The 18,764-nt window shown below is 64.3% G+C and carries 16 protein-coding genes; 8 read left to right on the plus strand and 8 right to left on the minus strand.

The features are described 5' to 3' along the window. Nucleotides 1-213 precede the first annotated feature (213 nt). Nucleotides 214-1,377 (minus strand): NUDIX domain-containing protein, encoded by a 1,164-nt coding sequence (locus tag P6U24_RS29710; RefSeq protein WP_407155981.1) that lies wholly within the window; start codon nucleotides 1,375-1,377, stop codon nucleotides 214-216. Nucleotides 1,378-1,482: 105 nt separating this feature from the next. Then, nucleotides 1,483-2,352 (minus strand): archaetidylserine decarboxylase, encoded by an 870-nt coding sequence (asd, locus tag P6U24_RS29715; RefSeq protein ID WP_407155982.1) that lies wholly within the window; start codon nucleotides 2,350-2,352, stop codon nucleotides 1,483-1,485. Between the two features lie 35 nt (nucleotides 2,353-2,387). On the opposite strand from asd, the gene P6U24_RS29720 reads away from it, so the two are divergent. After that, nucleotides 2,388-4,055: an aminotransferase class III-fold pyridoxal phosphate-dependent enzyme gene (locus P6U24_RS29720; RefSeq protein WP_407155983.1), complete on the plus strand. Its 1,668-nt coding sequence runs from the start codon at nucleotides 2,388-2,390 to the stop codon at nucleotides 4,053-4,055. A 325-nt stretch (nucleotides 4,056-4,380) separates the two neighbouring features. Here the strand turns inward: P6U24_RS29720 and P6U24_RS29725 are convergent, their stop codons facing one another. The 3 genes from P6U24_RS29725 to P6U24_RS29735 form a co-directional block, all read right to left on the minus strand. Then, nucleotides 4,381-5,016, minus strand: a complete 636-nt coding sequence (locus P6U24_RS29725; RefSeq protein WP_407155984.1) for a hypothetical protein — start codon at nucleotides 5,014-5,016, stop codon at nucleotides 4,381-4,383. Between the two features lie 141 nt (nucleotides 5,017-5,157). Further along, a complete protein-coding gene (locus tag P6U24_RS29730) occupies nucleotides 5,158-5,847 on the minus strand; it encodes a class I SAM-dependent methyltransferase (protein ID WP_407155985.1) in 690 nt (229 codons plus the stop codon). A 48-nt stretch (nucleotides 5,848-5,895) separates the two neighbouring features. Next, nucleotides 5,896-6,951: a glycosyltransferase family 4 protein gene (locus P6U24_RS29735; RefSeq protein WP_407155986.1), complete on the minus strand. Its 1,056-nt coding sequence runs from the start codon at nucleotides 6,949-6,951 to the stop codon at nucleotides 5,896-5,898. 322 nt (nucleotides 6,952-7,273) lie between these two features. Between P6U24_RS29735 and P6U24_RS29740 the strand changes: the two genes are divergently transcribed. The 7 genes from P6U24_RS29740 (at nucleotide 7,274) to P6U24_RS29770 (ending at nucleotide 15,867) form a co-directional block, all read left to right on the plus strand. Next, a complete protein-coding gene (locus P6U24_RS29740) occupies nucleotides 7,274-7,993 on the plus strand; it encodes a L,D-transpeptidase (protein WP_407155987.1) in 720 nt (239 codons plus the stop codon). Nucleotides 7,994-8,434: 441 nt separating this feature from the next. Next, complete coding sequence (locus tag P6U24_RS29745) at nucleotides 8,435-10,063, plus strand: DUF4403 family protein (RefSeq protein ID WP_407155988.1); 1,629 nt, start codon at nucleotides 8,435-8,437, stop codon at nucleotides 10,061-10,063. Nucleotides 10,064-10,213: 150 nt separating this feature from the next. Beyond that, the gene (locus P6U24_RS29750; RefSeq protein WP_407155989.1) at nucleotides 10,214-11,425 is read left to right on the plus strand and encodes an ABC transporter substrate-binding protein; all 1,212 of its coding nucleotides are present in this window, start codon (nucleotides 10,214-10,216) and stop codon (nucleotides 11,423-11,425) included. 154 nt (nucleotides 11,426-11,579) lie between these two features. Beyond that, nucleotides 11,580-12,536 (plus strand): phosphotransferase family protein, encoded by a 957-nt coding sequence (locus tag P6U24_RS29755; RefSeq protein ID WP_407155990.1) that lies wholly within the window; start codon nucleotides 11,580-11,582, stop codon nucleotides 12,534-12,536. Between the two features lie 230 nt (nucleotides 12,537-12,766). Further along, nucleotides 12,767-13,405 (plus strand): VOC family protein, encoded by a 639-nt coding sequence (locus tag P6U24_RS29760; RefSeq protein WP_407155991.1) that lies wholly within the window; start codon nucleotides 12,767-12,769, stop codon nucleotides 13,403-13,405. A 361-nt stretch (nucleotides 13,406-13,766) separates the two neighbouring features. Further along, a complete protein-coding gene (locus tag P6U24_RS29765) occupies nucleotides 13,767-14,507 on the plus strand; it encodes a response regulator (RefSeq protein ID WP_407155992.1) in 741 nt (246 codons plus the stop codon). Nucleotides 14,508-14,538: 31 nt separating this feature from the next. Further along, a complete protein-coding gene (locus P6U24_RS29770) occupies nucleotides 14,539-15,867 on the plus strand; it encodes an ATP-binding protein (RefSeq protein WP_407155993.1) in 1,329 nt (442 codons plus the stop codon). An 80-nt stretch (nucleotides 15,868-15,947) separates the two neighbouring features. Here P6U24_RS29770 and P6U24_RS29775 read toward each other — a convergent pair whose 3' ends face one another. The 3 genes from P6U24_RS29775 to P6U24_RS29785 form a co-directional block, all read right to left on the minus strand. Continuing rightward, on the minus strand, nucleotides 15,948-16,490 hold the full coding sequence (locus P6U24_RS29775; protein ID WP_407155994.1) for a PRC-barrel domain-containing protein: 543 nt from the start codon (nucleotides 16,488-16,490) through the stop codon (nucleotides 15,948-15,950). Between the two features lie 117 nt (nucleotides 16,491-16,607). Then, nucleotides 16,608-16,832, minus strand: coding sequence for a hypothetical protein (locus tag P6U24_RS29780; RefSeq protein WP_407155995.1), 225 nt, complete (start codon nucleotides 16,830-16,832; stop codon nucleotides 16,608-16,610). A 200-nt stretch (nucleotides 16,833-17,032) separates the two neighbouring features. After that, nucleotides 17,033-18,526 (minus strand): hypothetical protein, encoded by a 1,494-nt coding sequence (locus tag P6U24_RS29785; RefSeq protein WP_407155996.1) that lies wholly within the window; start codon nucleotides 18,524-18,526, stop codon nucleotides 17,033-17,035. Between the last annotated feature and the right edge of the window lie 238 nt (nucleotides 18,527-18,764).

The raw sequence follows: 18,764 nt of genomic DNA on the forward strand, positions 1-18,764 counted from the left end.
TTGTCAGACCTGTGCCCCCTCACCCGGATGGCATCTTTCGATACCATCCGACCTCTCCCCGCATCCGCCTTCGCCCTACGGCGGACAAGAGCGGGGCGAGGTTGCACCGAACGCCGAAGGCGCGCACTGCCTCATTCCAGTGCGCAAGGGCGTGCGAGAGAGAGCGCCCTCCTCTATCGAGATCAGCCAACTCTCGTCACGTTCTCATGCCGCTCACGCCGCCCGGCCGAACCAGCCGCGCACCTTCTGGGCCAAGGTGCGCCGCTGCGGCTCGGTCTGATGGGCAGCCTCGCTGATGCTGCCCTGCGGCTCGGCCGCGTGCTGCACCTCGGATGGGACCAGCGCGGATGCATCAGGCTCCGCGGCAGCGCCAGGCGCGACCGCCACATGCTGCAGCGGCTCGTCCTGCTCCTCGTCGTCATCCCTGGCCTGTGCGATCCGCGACGCCACTTCCGTGGTCATCGACTTGATCTTCGCGGCCACAGCCTGCACGCGCTCGACATCCGTCGTCTCGCCCGGCGCACCATCCGCCGGCGCACCGGCTTCGATCGTCTCGGCTTTCGGAGGCTCGCTTTCCACCGCGGCCGGCTCTGCCTCGGGCGCAACAGGCTCGTCCCAAGGTGCAGCTGGAGCATATTTCGACGCTTCGGCCGTGACGACGTGGTCCGGAGCACTGGCCGCCTCGATCGGCCGCGCCTCCGGAATTGTCTCGGTCACGATTGACGCGCTCTCCATCGCTGTCGCCTCGGCCGGCGCCATCTCGGCGGGCAGCGGCATCGGCTCCGGCGGCACAAGCTCGGCAGGCTCAATCGCTGGCGTGCGCCGCTTGCGCGCCGTCGCCGGCTTGGCGGCTGCAACCTTCGCTGTCGCCGCCCTGCCTGCGGCCGTCGACTTCGCGGCGGGCTTAGCTGCGGTCTTGGCCTCCGCCGCCTTCTCCTCCTCCTCGGGCTTGGCCTTGGTGCGTCGGATCAGCCCGGCCAGCGCATAGGGCCCGACATTTTCCAGAAACGTCTTCTCGTGGCTGCGCGACAGCCGCTCCACCGCCTCGTCCAGCGGCAGCCAGTCGACAGCGCGGATGTCGTCCATCAGCGGGCGCGTCGCCTCGCCGCTCGCCTCCATCCGCCAATAATGCACGATCTTCGCGCGGGTGCCGGTATCGACCACCAATGTGCCGAGAAACTCGTGCACGGTGACATTGTGCCCGGTCTCCTCCACCACCTCGCGCTTGGCGGCATCGCGCGGCGTCTCGCCGTCATCGAGCTTGCCCTTCGGGAGCACCCATTCGTCGCGCTTGCGCAGACGCACCACGGCAACCCGCGGCGGCTGCTCCCGCCGCAGCACGATCCCACCTGCCGCCATGATCTGCTCTCTCGCCATCGCGTCTCCCGGTCCTTGGCCTCGGCTTGCGATTCGATTCGCCGGATATAGCGACGCGACACGGCGAAATCGAGATTTCGCCGTTCATCTGCCGTGCATTCATCTTCAGGCGACGCGCTTACGCCACAGTTGCTCGCCGGCGCGAATGCGTGCGCCCTCTTGGACGTTGTCGCAGAACTCGAAATCGCCCGGTGCCAGCATGATGATGGTCGAGCCGTGCTCGAACCAGCCGAGTTCCTCGCCCTTGCGTGCGCTGGCCGAACACGGGAACACCAGCGGGCGCTCGGTCCGGGCGTCCAGCACGCGATCCAGCGCATGCAGCCGCACGCTGGCGACCAGGATCGCCGCGACCGGCACGATGGTGAACGGCTCGCCGCTCGCCAGATGCGTGCGGATCACGGCGCGCTCGTTCTTGCAGAACAGGCGCTCGACCCGCTTCAGCGCGATCGGGTTGACGTTCCAGGTGTCGCCATGGATCAGGCTGACCTGCTCCATGGTCAGGTCCGCCGGCGCATGGAAGCGGTGATACATGCTCGACGTCAGCCGCAAGGTGACGAAGCGCCCGTTGCGATGAGTCTCGACCACAGCGGGATCGACGACCAGATCGCGCAGCGAATAGGGTGCGCCCTTGATCTGGTAGAGCTCGCCGTCCCTGATCGTGCCGTGCGCGCCAATGATGCCGTCCGACGGGCTGGTGACGATCGCAGGATCGGGATCGAATGGTCGCAGCCCTGGTTTCAGCTCGCGCGTGAAGCAGTCGTGCAGGTTCTTGAAATTGGTCTCCTTGGCCTCGGACAAATCGAGGTCGGAGAACAGCTTCCAGCACAGAATCGAGAGGTCCCGTACCAGGGGGTTCTCGATCTTGCTGAACCAGCCCATGAAACGGGTCACGGCGGCGCGCGGGATGCGGTTGGTGAGCAGGAAGTTCAGGTCTTCTTGTTGGGTTAAGGAGGAGATCAGGCTTTTGACTGTCATGAATCTGTCAGCAGGAGTGGTTAGCGCTTGTGGACATGATGGATAGCTCGATTCCTTATCTCTCGCTGGCCGGCGCCGTTGCCGTCACAGCCGCCGTCGCCCCGAAGGTCAAGGCCCGCATCGAACTGTCGCGTGCCAAGCACCGCTCGCTCGCCGGCCATTCCAAGATGTCCCGCCGGATCAGCAAGCTGATCCCGCGCTATGAGTTCGACATCAACAACTTCTTCAGCTCCGACGGTGCGCCGGCGGACGTCGCGACCAGGCGGCAGGACGGATTCTTCCGCCTGTCCGCGCTTTATCAGCAGCGCTTTGCCAAGAGCCGCGCGGCCACGGCGGAAGCAGCCAGCGGCATCTCCGACCTGCAGTTCACGCAAAGCTACCGGGTGCCGTTCCAGTATAGCCGGCTGGTCAAGGAACATCTCGGCGCCGGCTCCTTCATGCAGGCCTCCTCGGGCGTGACGCTCACCGACCTCGACGGCAACACCTTCTATGATCTTGCCGGGTCCTACGGCGTCAACATCTTCGGCTACGATTTCTACAAGGAGTGCATCGCCGGCGCCGACAGACGGGCGCAGACGCTCGGCCCCGTGCTCGGCTTCTACCATCCCGTCGTTGCCGATAACGTGAAGCGCCTGACCGAGCTCTCGGGCATGGACGAGGTCTCGTTCCACATGTCCGGCACCGAGGCCGTGATGCAGGCGGTGCGGCTGGCCCGCTATCACACCGGCAAGACCCATCTGGTGCGCTTTGCCGGCAGCTATCACGGCTGGTGGGGCGACGTGCAGCCCGGCGTCGGCAATCCCATCGCTCCACATGAGACCTACACGCTGGCCGAGATGTCGGAACGGACGCTGCATGTGCTGCGCACCCGCCGCGACATCGCCTGCGTGCTGGTCAACCCGCTGCAGGCCCTGCATCCGAACAGCAACGCGCCCGGCGATTCCGCCCTCGTCGACTCCTCGCGCAAGGGCAGATACGACCGCGCCGCCTACACCGAATGGCTGAGAAAACTGCGCGAGGTCTGCACAGAGCGCGGTATCGTGCTCCTGTTCGACGAGGTGTTCCTCGGCTTCCGGCTCGCGCCGGGCGGCGCCCAGGAATATTTCGGCGTCAAGGCCGACATGGTGACCTACGGCAAGAGCCTCGGCGGCGGCCTGCCGATCGGCGTGGTCTGCGGCAAAGCCAGGTTCATGCGCCGCTTCAACGACGAGCGCCCCGCCGACATCTGCTTTGCCCGCGGCACCTTCAACTCCCACCCCTATGTCATGACGGCGATGGACGAATTCCTGAGCCGCCTCAAGAGCCCGAACTTCTCGGCGATCTATAACGGCCTCGACGAGACCTGGAATGGCCGCGCCAGGCAGCTCAACGACGCGCTCGCAGCAAAGGAGCTGCCGGTGCGGGTTTCGAACCTGCAATCGATCTGGATGGTCGAATACGAAACGCCGTCGCGCTACAACTGGATGCTGCAATATTACCTGCGCGCCGAGGGGCTGGCGCTCAGCTGGGTCGGCACCGGACGCTTCATCTTCAGCCTGAACTACACCGATGCCGATTTCGCCGAGGTTTCCAACCGCTTCGTCGCGGCGGCCGAGAAGATGAAGCAGGACGGGTGGTGGTGGAACGACGGCTCGCTCACCAACAAGGCGATCAAGCGGAAGATCCTGAAAGAGATGGTGGGGCACGCCTTTGGGCGCGCGTGAGGTTGCTTCGGTAGTTTCCATCTTCGTTCTCATGGCCGGGCTCGTTCCGGCCATTTGTATTTGAAGGCTTTGCTAGAGCGGCGATCTCGGTCCACCTCTCCCGCTTGCGGGGGAGGTCGACGCGCTCGAAGAGCGCGGCGGGTGGGGGTTTCTTTGCGACCATGACTGTCTCGCAAGCGGCGCCCCCTCCCCAACCCTCCCCCGCAAGCGGGAGAGGGAGCCGACCTCCGATGCCAACAGGACTGCGGCTACTCCGACTCTAGCCCAGAAACATCAATGCCCGGGACCGGCCCGGGCATCGCGTTGATCCAAAGCTTCAGATCGCTCAGGCGTGCTGCTCCTCCAGGCCATGCTCCTCGAACAGATGCAGGCCGGGATCGATCAGCTCGCCGCGCAGCAGCGCCAGCGGCGCGCTACGGTAGAGCATGAAGTCGTTGAACGGGTCGGTGATGATCTTGGTCATCCAGACGAGGCCGGTCTCGACATCGCGGATGAAGAACAGGTGCACGGTGCGGAACAACAGGCCGCCGATGCCGATCACGAGCCACAGCTTGGCGACGCCGCGCAGGAAGTCCATCGGGGTGACCCAGGGCGCCATCAGGCCGAAGAAGGTGGGCTCGGCATAGAGCACCAGTGGCGCCACCGCCCAGATCGACATCAGCACGACCTTGCGCTGCAGATTGTAGCCGACCTTGATCTCTTCCTTGTGCTCGTGGGTCGCCTGGTTGACGTGGTCGTAGCCCTTCGGCTCGAAGAAGAAGTGGCCGGCCTGGCGCGAGGTCATCGAGACCAGCCAGCCGATCAGCGCCGACATCAAGGGATCGATGAACATCATCACATAGGCGATCATGAAGCTGATCGCGCTGACGAAATGCAGGCTCTGATTGATGCGGCTGTGGTGATAATAGCGGTGGTCATCCCAGCGCTGAATCCGCAGCTGCTCCAGGAAGTTCTTGATCATTGCTTACCCCTAGTGATGAGTTGCAAGGCGTCTACAGGGATTCGATGTAACTGATGTGACATCATCATAATGTCACATCACTGGATGCAAGAACGCGGGATGGCGCGATGGGAGCCCCTCCCCGGGGGCCCCCCGCTCCGTTCAGGCGGCGGCAGCGAGCCCAATCTTGCGGAAGCGCACCAGCGAGAAATGGCCGAGCGGCGGTATCAGGCGGCGCTCGGCAAGCTCCATGTTGCGGGCGCCGGCGAGCCATTTCATGTAGCGCGACCAGGCAAACTCGGCGGTGCGGAAGCCGAGCCTGCGCACGACCGGCTGCAGCGCCTGCTCGATGACGCGGCGCAGGCCCTCGTCGGCGCTGACGCGGGTCAGAATGACCAGCTCACCACCCGGACGCAGCACGCGGGCGAACTCGTCGAGCGCAGCCTCCGGATTCGGGACGGCGGTGACGACATATTGCGCCATCACGACGTCAAAGGAGTTGTCGGCGAATTCGAGCTTCTCGGCGTCCATCACCGCGAGGCCCTCGATGTTCTTCAGCCGCTGCTCGGCGACCCGGCGCTTGGCCTTGGCGAGCATCGCCTCGGAAATGTCGGTGCCGAACACGCGCACATTGGGCGCATAGAGCGGCAGCGAGATGCCGGTGCCGACGCCGACCTCGAGCACGCGGCCGCCCATCTTGTTGGTGGCTGATATCGCGGCCTGACGACCCTTCTCGAACACCCCGCCGAACACGAGATCGTAGATCGGCGCCCAGCGGTCATAGGCCTGCTCGACCGACTGGCGGTCGAAGTCCAGCTCCCTTGCACCGTCCAGCTTCATGGTTTCTGCCATCGTCACATCTCACTGCTTTGGAATGGGTCGGAGAACGCAAAGTTCCTGTCAGCCGCGCGCCGGGCTCTGTCCGGCGACCGCGCGCCTCGCGTGCTGCACGCGGCTCGGCTGCAGCACTGCAAGATTGCCGATGAACTGGCGTGCGCTGTTCTCCCAGGAGCGGTCGAGCGCGAAATTGCGGCAGGCCGTGCGCGACATCATCAGCGCACGCAGGCAGGCGGCGCGAAGGTCGTTGTCGATCGCGCCGATCGGATTGTCCGCGATCACGTCGAGCGGCCCGGTCACCGGAAATGCCGCGACCGGCGTGCCGCAGGCAAGCGACTCGAGCTGCACGACGCCGAATGTGTCGGTGAGGCTCGGGAACACGAACACGTCCGCGGCGGCCATATGCGCGGTCAGGTCTTTACCGGTCTTCTCGCCGAGAAAATGCGCGTCCGGGAAGCGCTTCTCCAGCTCGGCCTTCTGCGGGCCGTTGCCGACCACGACCTTGGAGCCGGGAAGATCCAGCGACAGGAAGGCTTCGAGATTCTTCTCGACCGCAACGCGGCCGACAGTGAGGAATACCGGCCGCGGCAGATCGAGCTTGGCCGGCTCGTCCGGATTGAACAGCTTGGTGTCGACGCCGCGGGTCCAGAAGCCGAGCCGCTTGAAGCCGCGGCGGCTAAGGTCCTGCTTCAGCGAGTTGGTGGCAACCATGGTCATCGCCGCCGCATCGTGGAAGCGGCGCATCACCCAATAGCCGACCGCGTCCGGAATGCCGGTTCGTACCGAGACATATTCGGGAAAGCGCGTGGTGTAGGAGGTGGTGAAGGCGAGGTTGTGGCGCAGGCAGTAGCGCCGCACCGCCCAGCCGACCGTCCCTTCGGTTGCGATGTGGATTGCATCGGGCGCGGCCGCTTCGATCCGCCGCGCGATCTCGCGCCGATTGGTAATCGCGAGCCGCAGGCCCGGATAGGTCGGCACCTGGAACGAGGGAAAGCCCTCCGGCGTCAGGAAGGTGATTTCGGTGCCGAGCGTGGCAGCCGCGCGCGCCAGCGAGGTCAGCGTGCGGACGACGCCGTTCACCTGCGGGTGCCAGGCGTCGGTCGCGATGAGTATCCGCATGATCGGGTCCGGAAGTTGGCTTGCGATTCTTGACGGCCGCAAAATCCGACAATGATGTTTCAAACGTGTGACGTCATCGAACTGTCGAGGATTCTTTTTGGCCGCCCTGTCCCCTGCGATGTGAGATCTCTGTCGCGAAACCGTCATGAAACAAACCTTAAGCGCACGACGCTGTTTTCACGGGTCGGCGCAAACGCCGAGAAACCTTTGTCCGTTAGTTGTCCTCCCATAGGGCGCGATCAGCACGCCAAAATCATTCCAGGGAGCGACGAGGCCGAATAACGCCCGCGCTTGCCGAGAGGCTCAGACAGGGGGACGACCCATGCTCAAGCGTGACGCATTCCGTTTGTATTTCCGCCGTTCCATCTTCGTGGCAGTGCTCGCGATCGGCGCGATTGCAGGTAGCGACCCGGCGAAGGCTGCACCACCGGCGCCGCTGCCCTTCCCGTTCCTGCTGCTGCCGCCGGCGCCCTCCTATCAGCCTGATCAGGCGCTGCCCTATCAGCCGGCCGAGCCGCAGGCGGCAGTGCCGTCCGAGGATGGCGGGGCTTACGAACTACCAGCCAGGCTGCGGCGTCAGGTGGTGAACTACGCCTCGCGCGAGGCGCCCGGCACCGTCATCATCGATACGCCGAACACCTATCTCTACTACATCCTTGGCGGCGGCCAGGCGCTGCGCTACGGCATCGGTGTCGGCCGCGACGGCTTCACCTGGTCCGGCGTGCAGTCGGTGACCAGGAAGGCCGAATGGCCGGACTGGACGCCGCCGCCGGAGATGATCGCGCGCCAGCCCTATCTGCCGCGCCACATGGCGGGCGGTCCCGGCAATCCGCTTGGCGCACGCGCGATGTATCTCGGCGGCACGGTCTATCGCATTCACGGCACCAACGCGCCGGAGACGATCGGCACGCATGTGTCGTCGGGCTGCATCCGCCTGACCAATGCCGACGTGATCGATCTCTATTCCCGCGTCAGCGTCGGCGCCAAGGTGATCGTGCTGCCGATGGAGCGCCGCGCCGATCTCGGCAAAGCGGTGCGGTGAAGTGTTGTCGAGATTTGAGATCGAACATCGTTTGCAGACTGGCAACCGAGGAAAAGGTGCACCCTCTCCCCTTGTGGGAGAGGGTGCCGAGCATCGTTAGATGCGAGGCGGGTGAGGGGTCTCTCTCCGCGTGCTCGGCTCGTCGAGAGAAACCCCTCACCCGGCTCAATCTCGCTTCGCAAGATTGAGCCACCCTCTCCCACAAGGGGAGAGGGTGCACTGAGTTCGCGGTAAGGCCTGAGTGCGTCACGTCGTTTTTTTCCTTCGTCCCCGCCAGGGCCTTTGTTGCGCAATATTTCCCGGCTCTCCGTTCATCACTCCCGCCTCACCGCCGCTTGATGGAACACGGCCATCGCTGCCGCTCTGGCGCCGTCTTCGCCTGCCCTGTAAACTCCCTCGTTTCGGGCCATCGCCCGCACTGGTCGGAGTTTTTGGATTCGCATGAAGCTTTCGTCGCCGCGTCCGGATTGGCAAAACAGGCCGCATCCGCTCGCGCCCAGATCGCCGGTCCCGCCCTCCCGTCCGGGGCGGCTCAAGCTCATCCTGATCGCAGGCGCGGCGTTTGCTGCGATCGTCCTGGTCGGCATCATCGTGGCGGAGATCTTCTGGCCTGCCGGCAATGTTCCGACGCCGCAGATCGCGGACGTTCCGCCGCTGCCGCCGGTGACGCGCAACTCCATCATCATGGCGCCGGTGGCAATCAACCTGGGCGCGATCCGCGATGCCGCCGAACGGGCGGCGCCACGCAGCTTCGCTGGCAAGGCCGACAATCCGGTGGCGCAGGTGCTGCAGAACGCCGACATCGGCTGGAGCGCCTCGCGCGGTGCAGTCGCCATTTCCGGCGGGCAGGACCTGGTGGCGCTGGCGGCGCCATTCTCGGGCAAGCTCAACGTCACCGGCTCGCTGTCGGCGAAGGTCAGCGGCGCAGTCGGTGACGCGATCAACAACCTGCTCGGGGGCGACGCCGCCAAGCAGATCGGCGGCATCAACATCAAGAACATCAACGCCAATGCCGAGCTCAAGGGCAATGTCATCATCACGATGAGGCCGCGCTTTGCGGCGAACTGGCATCTGGAGCCGAACTTCGCCGCCCAGGTCAGCCTCAGCGACACCACGATGTCGGTCGGCGGTGCGCGCCTCAACGTCCCGGCGCAGATCAAGCCGGTGATCGACAGGACCGTCAACGAGCAGATGAACGCGCTCGGCGAGCGGCTGCGCAACGATCCGACCTTGATGCGCAGCGCGCAGGCGCAATGGAGCCGCGCCTGCCGCTCGGTGCCGCTGCAGGGCGCGGGCATGCCTATAGTCTGGCTCGAGGTCAAGCCGACCCGCGTGCTGGCGGCGCAGCCCACTGTCGACGCCAAGGTCGTGACGGTCACGATCGGCATCGAGGCCGAAACGCGGGTGACGCCGGCCGAGACCAAGCCCGACTGCCCGTTCCCCGACAAGATCACCGTGATTCCGCCGACTACGGGCGGCATCAATGTCGCGGTCCCGATCGATGTGCCCTTTGCCGAGCTCAACAAGCTGGTCGACAGCCAGCTCGCGGGCCGCACCTTCCCCGAGGACGGCTCGGGTCCGGTCGCCGTTACGGTGAATCATGCGAGCGTCACGCCATCAGGTGACCGGCTGTTGATCTCCCTCAAAGTTCGCGCCAAGGAGAAGGAGAGCTTCCTTGGCCTCGGCGCCGAGGCGACGCTGCATATCTGGGGTCGGCCGCTGGTCGATCAGGCGCAGCAGACGCTGCAGCTCGCCGACCTGCAGCTCGCGGTCGAATCGGACGCGGCCTTCGGGCTGCTCGGCGCGGCCGCGCGCGGGGTGGTGCCGCAGCTGGAGCGGGCGCTGCTGGAGAAATCGGTGATCGACCTGAAGCCGTTCGCGGACAATGTGCGCGCGAAGATCGCCACTGCGATGGCCGACTTCAAGCGCAATGACAGCGGCGTCCGCATCGACACCGACATCTCAAGCCTGACCCTGACGGACATCGCCTTCGACGCCAAAATGCTGCGCGTGATCGCCTCCGCGGAAGGCACGATGAACGTCATCGTCAGCGCGTTGCCGGGTCTTTGAGGCACAGCCCTGCGGTCAGGACGTGCCCACATCTTAACCACGCTGCCGCGATGGCGGTCCGCGTTAGGCTTTGCATCGGCGGTTGAGGCCCGCTACAAATCCGGCGCTCGCTCAAGACATCAAAGATCAAGAAGAGCCAGGGAGAGACACATGAAGTTTTCGGCCAGCGCCGCCGCAGTTGCATTCGCGACGCTCTGCGGAGCCGCCCACGCCCAGAGCATTTCCGACGACGTCGTCAAGATCGGCGTGCTGACCGACATGTCGAGCCTCTACGCCGACGCGACCGGCAAGGGCTCGGTCGCCGCGGTGCAGATGGCGGTGGAGGATTACGGCAGCAAGGTCAAGGGCAAGCCGGTCGAAGTGGTCTATGCGGATCACCAGAACAAGCCTGACGTCGGCGTCTCCATTGCGCGCAATTGGTACGACAACGACAAGGTCGATGCGGTGTTCGACGTGCCGACGTCTTCGGTGGCGCTGCCGGTCTCGGCGCTGACGCGCGAGAAGAACAAGATCAACATCAATTCCGGCGGCGGCTCCTCGGACATCACCGGCGCGCAATGCTCGCCGAACACGGTGCACTGGACCTACGACACCTACGCGCTCTCCAACGTCGCCGGCCGGGCGATGGTGAAGCGCGGCGAGGACACCTGGTTCTTCGTCACCGCCGACTATGCGTTCGGCCAGGCATTGGAACGCGACGCCAGCAATATCGTCAAGGAAAGCGGCGGAAAGGTGCTCGGCAATGTGCGCCATCCGCTGAACTCATCGGACTTCTCGTCCTTCCTGCTGCAGGCGCAGGCCTCCAAGGCCAAGGTCGTGGCGCTCGCCAATGCCGGCGGCGACACCACCAACGCGCTGAAGCAGGCGGCCGAGTTCGGCATCACCCAGGGCGGCCAGAAGATGATCGCACTGTTGCAGGAGATCACCGACACGCATTCGCTCGGAATCAATGCGACCCAGGGCCTGATCGTCACCGATGCGTTCTACTGGGACATGAATGATGAGACGCGCGCGTTCTCGAAGCGCTTCAACGAGCGCGTCGGCCACATGCCGACCATGATCCAGGCCGGGCTCTATTCGGCAACCATGCATTACCTCAAGGCCATCGAGGCGATCGGCACCGACGAAGCGCCGAAGGTGATGGAGCAGATGCGTGCGACCCCGATCAACGATTTCTTCGCCAAGAACGGCAAGATCCGCATCGACGGCCGCATGGTGCACGACATGTATCTGTTCGAGGTCAAGAAGCCCGCACAGTCCAAGGGCGAATGGGACCTCTACAATCTGATCGCCACCGTGCCGGGCGACGAGGCATTCCGCCCGCTCGACAAGGGCGGCTGTCCGCTGGTGAAGTCGAACTGATCGCGAGACGTGTACCTCTCCCCTCGCGAAGCGCTGGGGAGAGGAGCCTGAGGCGGCCATCGCTAGAATCGCGCTCCACCCCTTGGGCGTCACCGCGCGGCGGACTGCACCAGCCGTGCGACGGCGACGCTCCCTCTCGGCCCGGAAGCGCATGATGAAACTCAAGCCGGATCTGCAACTGTCGGTCGCTATGGTGCAGGCGATCGTCGATCAGGTAATCCCGGCATCGGCCGTTGCTGCTATCTCCAGGCTGCATGGCGGCGAGATGGCGACGGTCTACGAGATCGCTTTCGTCGACGCGAACCATCCGCCGCTGGTACTGAAGGTCTATCCCGAAGACCTGCATTGGAAAATGCAGAAGGAAATCACAGTCCTCGATCTGATCGGGGACCGGCTCAGCGTGCCTGTGCCGCGCATCCTGCTCGCCGACGATTCAAAGACATTGCTTGGCCTGAACTTCACATTGATGACCGGGCTCAAGGGCACCAAATTGGGCTTGGGCGGGCTGGAAGAGACTTTGAGCCCGGGCGAACGGCTTTCCGCCCATGTCCAGATCGGCCGGCTGCTGCGCGAATTCCACCGCATTCCGATGGAGGCATTCGGATATATCGGCGCCAAAAGCATTGTGGCTCCGCGTCCGACCAATCGGCTCAATGTGACTTATCAATTCCAGCGCAAGCTCAAGGAATTCGTCGAGCGTGGCGGTGACGCGCGCCTCGCTGAGAGGATCGCGGGGCATGCTGCCGAACGTGAAGGGCTGCTGGACGGTTGCACACAGGCGGTCCTGTGCCACAACGATCTGCACGCGGGCAACCTCCTGGCCACCGTGTCCGATGGCAGCGTGCGGCTCACGGGCGTCGTGGACTTCGAGGGCGCTCGGGCTGGCGACCCGCTCATGGATATCGCGAAAGCTGCCTTCTATCTGAAGCCGGACGATCGGCGCGCGATCCTCGAAGGCTATGGCGAGTTGGATCGAGAGCGCGGGCCTGAGACGCTCGATCTCTATCACCTCTTGTTCGTTCTCGAACTGTGGTGCTGGATGGCGCAGATCGGCAACCGGCAACGGCTCGGAGGGCTGGCGTTGGATTTGGAGCGATACAACAGCTTGTAACAAGTCAAAGGCGCGAGCGCAGCGACGTGTCCGCCATAGCCCGCAGGGCGACGGCGGAAGCAATCCAGGGCCAAGAAGGAAGTCTGGATTGCTTCGTCGCGTTGCTCCTCGCAATGACGAGTTTCAGGATCAAAGGGGCTTGAGCGACACCTAACCGACCGCTGTTGTTACACCATGAAGGGTTTCGCTCGCGCTTTATCCATCCTGCAAGGTCACGACAAGGTTATCACATGCTCAAGCTCGACCATCTCACCATCGTCGCTCCAAGCTTGGCTGAGGGTGTCGCGCATGTTCGAGAATGCCTTGACCTCGATGTTCCCTTTGGTCAGCGCCACAGCTATATGGGCTCCTATAATCACCTGCTTCAGCTGGGTGATACGGTCTATCTGGAAATCGTAGCGCTGGACCCCGCCGCCGATGCGCCGTGCCGCCGGCGCTGGTTCGGTCTCGACGACCAGGCCAGGGTCAGGTCCGATTGGGAGGACGGCCGGCGCTTGCGGGGCTGGGTTGCAAGGACGGATGCAATCGACGCCATCCTGGCAGCTCATGGAAACATCTTCGGAGACAAGGTCCCGCTTCCGACGGTCAATTCCTCGTTCGATTTCGCTATTCCGAATGACGGCACGTTGCCGCTCGGCGGCGCGGCACCGTCGATCATCGACCGGCGTGGCCGGCCACGCGCCATGGAGACGATCGCGGATTTCGGTGCACGGTTGCGATCCTTCACCCTCGAACATCCGCATCCCGCTCCTATCGACAAGTTGTATCGGTCACTGCAGATCGATCGTCCGCCTCAGCTGATCGAAGGCCCGAGCTTGCGGTATCGCGCGCATATTCAAACGCCGGCAGGACCAAGGGAGCTGACCTGAGTAGCTCGCTGCCGTCAGGGCTTGGCTTGTTTGCAAACGGCTCGAAACCAACGCATGGATGCGCGGGTCGAATGCACGACTTGGTTGGTCTCGCGCCAACACGGCCCTACTCCGGTAGCATCATGCGGTCGGCGCTCTGCCGGCTCCGGTCCTCGGCCAGCTCGTCCCGACGCGCTGTTAGCATGATTGAATTCCCTTCCTGTTCGGACATTAACGTGTGCGCGAGCGACCACTCCGATAGGGTTGACGGAATCGGGCCGATCTTGTCAGCAAGCGCCAAACACACCGGAGCCGTCGCACCGGAAACAATCAGTAACAAAATTCCTCACCAGTCTGCCGCGATTTGAGGTCAAACAGCAGCATGGCCCAGACATCTCCCCATATCCTTGTCGTCGAGGACGACCGCGAGACGCGAACGCTGATCGCGAAATATCTCCGCAACAATTCCTGCAACGTGACCACCGCGACCGACGGCCGCGAGATGACGAAGATCATGGGCGACCATCGCGTCGACCTGCTGATCCTGGATGTGATGCTGCCCGGCGAGGACGGGCTGACGCTCTGCCGCAAGCTGCGCGCCGAATCGCAGGTGCCGATCATCATGCTCACCGCGCGCGGCGAGGACGTCGACCGCATCCTCGGACTGGAAATGGGCGCCGACGACTACTTGCCGAAGCCGTTCAATCCGCGCGAGCTGCTCGCCCGCATTAACGCGGTGCTGCGCCGGCAGGCGGCGGCCATGACGGCGAGCGCAACCGAAGGCGCCAGCACGCTGACTTTCTTGGGCTGGCGAATCGATTTCCGCCTGCGGGAGCTGCGCAACCCGGAGGGCGCGCGCGTCGCCATGACCAGCGCCGAGTTCGACCTGCTCCGCACCTTCTGCGAACGGCCCGGCCGCGTGCTGTCGCGCGACAGCCTGCTCGACCTGACCCAGGGCCGCAGCTCCGGCTCGTTCGAGCGCTCCATCGACGTGCTGGTCAGCCGCATCCGCCGCAAGATCGAGCCCGATCCGCAGGAGGCGACCATGATCAAGACGGTGCGCTCCGGTGGCTACATGTTCACGCCCGTGGTCGAGGTGGTGCCCACGCCATCCAGCCATTGATCGCGCGGAAGTTGATCTCCAGAGGCGCGCCATGAAACGGTTCGGCGTTCTCAGCCTGAAAGGCATCCGCAGCCAGATCACCGCGCTGGTGGCGGCCTCGATCATCGCGCTGCATCTCATCATCACCGCGGTGTTCCTGGTCGAACGGTCCGAGCCGCCGGAGCAGGAAGCAGAAGCCGGTCCGGCGCAGCTGTTCGCCGCGGTCCAGCTTTTGGCGCGTGCGCCGCTCTCGGAACGGCCGCGACTGATGGCGGACATCGCGCGTGGCTTCCCGCAACTCGAGATCGCGGACTATAGCGGCCCTCTGCCCAGAGCGGGCGAACCGAGGCCACCGCACAGTTTCATCCAGCGTCGTCTCGGCCCGTCCTATAGGGTTGCTCCGCTGCCGCCAAACGGCGAGGCGCATGGCGTCGTCGTCGAATTTCCTGATGGTGCGATGATCTCGGCGAACATGCCGATGCACCGCCATCCGCCGCCGTTCTGGGGCAGTCCGTTGATCACGACGGTGATGTTCGCCGTGATCATTGTGACCTTGCTCGGCCTGTGGGCGGCGCGCGCGCTGACGGCGCCCTTATCCTCGTTCGCCAGGGCGGCCGAGAATTTCAGCCTCGACGGCGATGCGGCCGCCTTGCCCGAGCGCGGGCCGGAGGAGATCCGTGCGCTCGCACGGGCGCTGAACCGGATGCGCGAACGGATCACCGCGCTGATCAACGACCGCACCAAGATGCTGGCCGCGATCAGTCACGATTTGCGCACGCCGATCACCCGGATGCGGCTCCGCTGCGAGTTCGTCGAGGACGAGATCCAGCGCAGCCGGATGCTCGCCGATCTCGACCAGATGCATTCGATGCTGAGCTCGGTGCTGTCGTTCCTGCGCAACGGCCGCAAGCTCGAGCCGATGACATTGGTCGACGTCGCCAGCATCCTGGAACTGGTTGCCGATCAGTTTGCCGACATGGGCCACACGGTCAGCTATATTGGCCCCGGCCACGCCATGGCCACCGTACGGCCGGACGATCTGCTCCGCAGCGTCACCAACCTGGTCGAGAACGCGGTCAAGTTCGGCACCATGGCGACGGTCCGGCTCTCTGTCCTGCTGGATGACCTGACGATCGATGTCGAGGATGATGGCCCCGGCATCTCGGACGCGGATAAGCCGCGCGTGCTCGAGCCGTTCGTGCGCGGCGACCACGCGCGGAACATGGATGAGGCCACCGGCTTCGGCCTCGGCCTGTCCATCGCGAGCGCGATCGTCGCCGCGCATGGCGGCGCGCTGTCGTTGCATGACCGCAACCCGCACGGGCTGATCGCGCGCATCCGTCTGCCGGTGCGGCAAAAGACGCTGCAGGCGGCAGCCTGAAGCGAGATCACAAAGGAAAAGCGCGCCCGGCGACACCGGACGCGCTTTCTCAAATTCAGTCGAACGTCAGATCGACCGACTTACTCCGAGTACTTGAACTCGGGCATCGCCTTCAGCTCGTCCTTGCTCGCGTTGAACATCGCGTGGTCCGGATACCAGGGATTCGGCTTAGAGCTTGCCGTCGAGGTTGACGGCGAGGTCGCGGTTGAGCCCGTGGTAGTGGTCGAGGATGGCGGCGAGGTGCCGGCCGGAGCCGTGCTGCCGGCCGGTGCGTTCGAGGCACCGGTATAGGCAACCGGCTGATCCGAGAACTTCACCTTGTCGAACGCGACCGCGACCAAGTGCTCGCCCATGCCGAGGAAACCGCCGACGCCGATCACGACGGCCTTGATGTTCCCGCTCTTGTCAGTAAGCAGGTCGTTGATCGAGCCGACATTTTCATTGGCTTCATTGTAGACCTTGAGGCCAACGAGCTTCGAGGCGCGCCAGTCACCCTGATACGAAGCCGCCGTGGTATCGCCCGCCTTCGCCGCAGTGGTGGACGTCGACGTTTCAGCCGCAAAGGCAGCACTGGCGAGCAGAAGGGAACCGGCAAGGCCCGCTATGACAGTTTTCATCACCATGTGATTTCTCCTTAATCAGCGAATGGTGACGAGAAAACTGCCGGAGCGAGCCCCTGTTCCCGTTGGAACCATGGATTTCACGTGTGCGCCGCAAGGCGAGCCATCATGGCCCGCAGATCAGGCGGCGAGCGCATGGCCCCCATCATCGCCATCGCGGAAATAGGCGACCGCCTCGAACTGGTAGTCGCAGGCGTAGCAATGCCAGAGATAAGCGGCGCGCCCCTCTCCCTGCTCGATCCATTCGGGAAGAGGGATCGGCGTACCGCATTGGGCGCAGGGATTATTCCGCGGCAGAGTTTGGAGGTCATCGACGGACTGGTGACGGGTCTTGAACATGGCCATAACAAACTGCCCTCTCCGCAAGGCGGTTGAATGAGAATGGCATGAACGGATCGGAATCGGTTCGAGACGTATGCGTGCATTCCTCTGTCGAGTGAGCCCCGCCGTCCGACCCGAGCAACACGAATGCTAGCGCCGCAATTGCGTCAATTGCACGACAGTCGGAGGTCAGTGCGGCGCCAAACGTTGATGCGCCGCATCAGCTATTTTGCGACGGGATCGATGACCGGCTCGCGACTGTGCCGGGCGTTCGCTTTTCGCAAATGGATGGTGGCGATGTCGTCCGAGTAGACCTTCTCCCAACCATCCATGTGATCGAGCAGCTTCGTCGCCGCGCTCTGCGTGCGCAGGAAGGTCGCCTCGATCTGATATTCGTCGAGCAGGCGGAACAAATTGTCCGGCTCCATCAGACCGGACGCCGCGTTATGGTCGACGAAGAATTTCTCGCCGTAGAGCTCGGTGCGGCCATCGATGAATGGCGCGACACCGGAGGCGATCAGATAGCCGCCGAAATCATAATCGTTGAGCACACGTGCCAAATTGAGCTTCTTCAGCTCGGTGACGGCAGCCACCGGCATGCCGCGCATGCGTGGCGCAAATTGCAGCGTCGTGGCCGAGGCAACGGTGCCGATCGCCAGCACCAGCACCACGGCCGCGGCGGCGCGCCAGGATATCGCATGCGAGCCCTGCGGATCGGCCGCGAGCGCGCCGTCCATCTGCCGCGCGAGCGGTGCCGCCAGCACCAGCGGTCCGACCAGTGCCAGGATCTCGACGGCACGGCCCTGCGCTAGCGCCATGTGCAAGAGGCCGAGCAGCATCAGGATGCGCATCGGCGGCAGCTTGATCCCGTTCAACAGCGCGAAGCCGATCGCCAGCAGCAGGCAGACCTCGAATGGGCCGAGGCTGCCGAAATTGGCCGGAGTCCATTCGATGATTAGCGGCAGCGCCGCACCGAGCGAAAGGATCTTTTGCGAAGCGAGCAGCGCGTTCCAGCCATAGGGCGTCAAGCAGCTCGCGGCGAGCGCGACAAGTGCGAACACGATCCAGCGCAGCGCCAGCGCGCGGCGCGCGGCTGCTTCTGCGTTCACCAGCGCATCGAGCGCGGCCGGCGCGATGAAGAACAGGCCGAAGACGAAGCCGCCGTGCAGATTGGCCCAGAGCGCGATCAAGAGCGTCAGCGCCAGCGGCGGCGCGTCTTTCCGGTCGGCAGCGTCGATCAGGCCGCCGATCCACGTCACCAGCACGGGAAACGCCAGCACATGCGGCCGGGCCAAGAGATGCGGCAGGGTCAGCAGCAGCGCGGCGGTGGCGAACAGAAGCGTGGTACTCTCGCGCAGGTGCTTGCCAAGCGCGTGCACAAACAGCGCGAAGGTCAGCGCAATCGCGGAGGCCGCGAGCACCACCGGCCCGCGCCAGCCCGCGAGCGCGTAGGCCTTGGCGTAGAGGACCTGCGCCAGCCATTGCGTCGAGATCCAGGGCTGGCCGCGCATCGTGAAGGAATAGACGTCGGTCTCAGGCACGGCGTGGTGGTCGAGGATCCATTGCCCGACCGTGATCTGCCACAGCGTATCGGTATCGGCCAGCAGCCGGTTGCCCGAGATCAACAAGAGCACGTAGACGCCGGCGCCGACCCAGAGCGGCAGCAGGTTGCGGGCGGGCTGCGTTGTCGCATCGGAATGGGTGACGGAAAGCGTCATGGCAGGTCCTATGACCCAGGGAGTTGGGAACCAGCTTTGGGAGCCCAGCCAATCACAGCGGCGCATAATTCCTGGTAAACTCGTTGGTCCAGCAGCGCCTTACCGCAACGCAATATACTGTCACATTGCCGCCACATTATGGCCCCCCGGTCGCAACAATTAGGGTGCGTAAAGCATGAACTGGCTGGGGGTGCTGCTTCGCGCGCGGGGCGCGGGCACGTGCTGGGTTCCCGGGGGA

Origin of the sequence: Bradyrhizobium sp. STM 3557 (assembly GCF_045571465.1) — a bacterium.
GTDB lineage: Bacteria > Pseudomonadota > Alphaproteobacteria > Rhizobiales > Xanthobacteraceae > Bradyrhizobium.

What these genes read in the sequence shown, in the direction of transcription:
- P6U24_RS29710 (WP_407155981.1), bottom strand. Translation starts at nt 1,377, where the DNA reads ATGGCGAGAGAGCAGATCATGGCGGCAGGTGGGATCGTGCTGCGGCGG.
- P6U24_RS29770 (WP_407155993.1), top strand. Translation starts at nt 14,539, where the DNA reads ATGAAACGGTTCGGCGTTCTCAGCCTGAAAGGCATCCGCAGCCAGATC.
- P6U24_RS29780 (WP_407155995.1), bottom strand. Translation starts at nt 16,832, where the DNA reads ATGGCCATGTTCAAGACCCGTCACCAGTCCGTCGATGACCTCCAAACT.
- P6U24_RS29755 (WP_407155990.1), top strand. Translation starts at nt 11,580, where the DNA reads ATGAAACTCAAGCCGGATCTGCAACTGTCGGTCGCTATGGTGCAGGCG.
- P6U24_RS29740 (WP_407155987.1), top strand. Translation starts at nt 7,274, where the DNA reads ATGCTCAAGCGTGACGCATTCCGTTTGTATTTCCGCCGTTCCATCTTC.
- P6U24_RS29760 (WP_407155991.1), top strand. Translation starts at nt 12,767, where the DNA reads ATGCTCAAGCTCGACCATCTCACCATCGTCGCTCCAAGCTTGGCTGAG.
- P6U24_RS29775 (WP_407155994.1), bottom strand. Translation starts at nt 16,490, where the DNA reads ATGGTGATGAAAACTGTCATAGCGGGCCTTGCCGGTTCCCTTCTGCTC.
- P6U24_RS29745 (WP_407155988.1), top strand. Translation starts at nt 8,435, where the DNA reads ATGAAGCTTTCGTCGCCGCGTCCGGATTGGCAAAACAGGCCGCATCCG.
- P6U24_RS29720 (WP_407155983.1), top strand. Translation starts at nt 2,388, where the DNA reads ATGATGGATAGCTCGATTCCTTATCTCTCGCTGGCCGGCGCCGTTGCC.
- P6U24_RS29730 (WP_407155985.1), bottom strand. Translation starts at nt 5,847, where the DNA reads ATGGCAGAAACCATGAAGCTGGACGGTGCAAGGGAGCTGGACTTCGAC.
- P6U24_RS29765 (WP_407155992.1), top strand. Translation starts at nt 13,767, where the DNA reads ATGGCCCAGACATCTCCCCATATCCTTGTCGTCGAGGACGACCGCGAG.
- P6U24_RS29750 (WP_407155989.1), top strand. Translation starts at nt 10,214, where the DNA reads ATGAAGTTTTCGGCCAGCGCCGCCGCAGTTGCATTCGCGACGCTCTGC.
- P6U24_RS29725 (WP_407155984.1), bottom strand. Translation starts at nt 5,016, where the DNA reads ATGATCAAGAACTTCCTGGAGCAGCTGCGGATTCAGCGCTGGGATGAC.
- P6U24_RS29785 (WP_407155996.1), bottom strand. Translation starts at nt 18,526, where the DNA reads ATGACGCTTTCCGTCACCCATTCCGATGCGACAACGCAGCCCGCCCGC.
- P6U24_RS29735 (WP_407155986.1), bottom strand. Translation starts at nt 6,951, where the DNA reads ATGCGGATACTCATCGCGACCGACGCCTGGCACCCGCAGGTGAACGGC.
- asd (WP_407155982.1), bottom strand. Translation starts at nt 2,352, where the DNA reads ATGACAGTCAAAAGCCTGATCTCCTCCTTAACCCAACAAGAAGACCTG.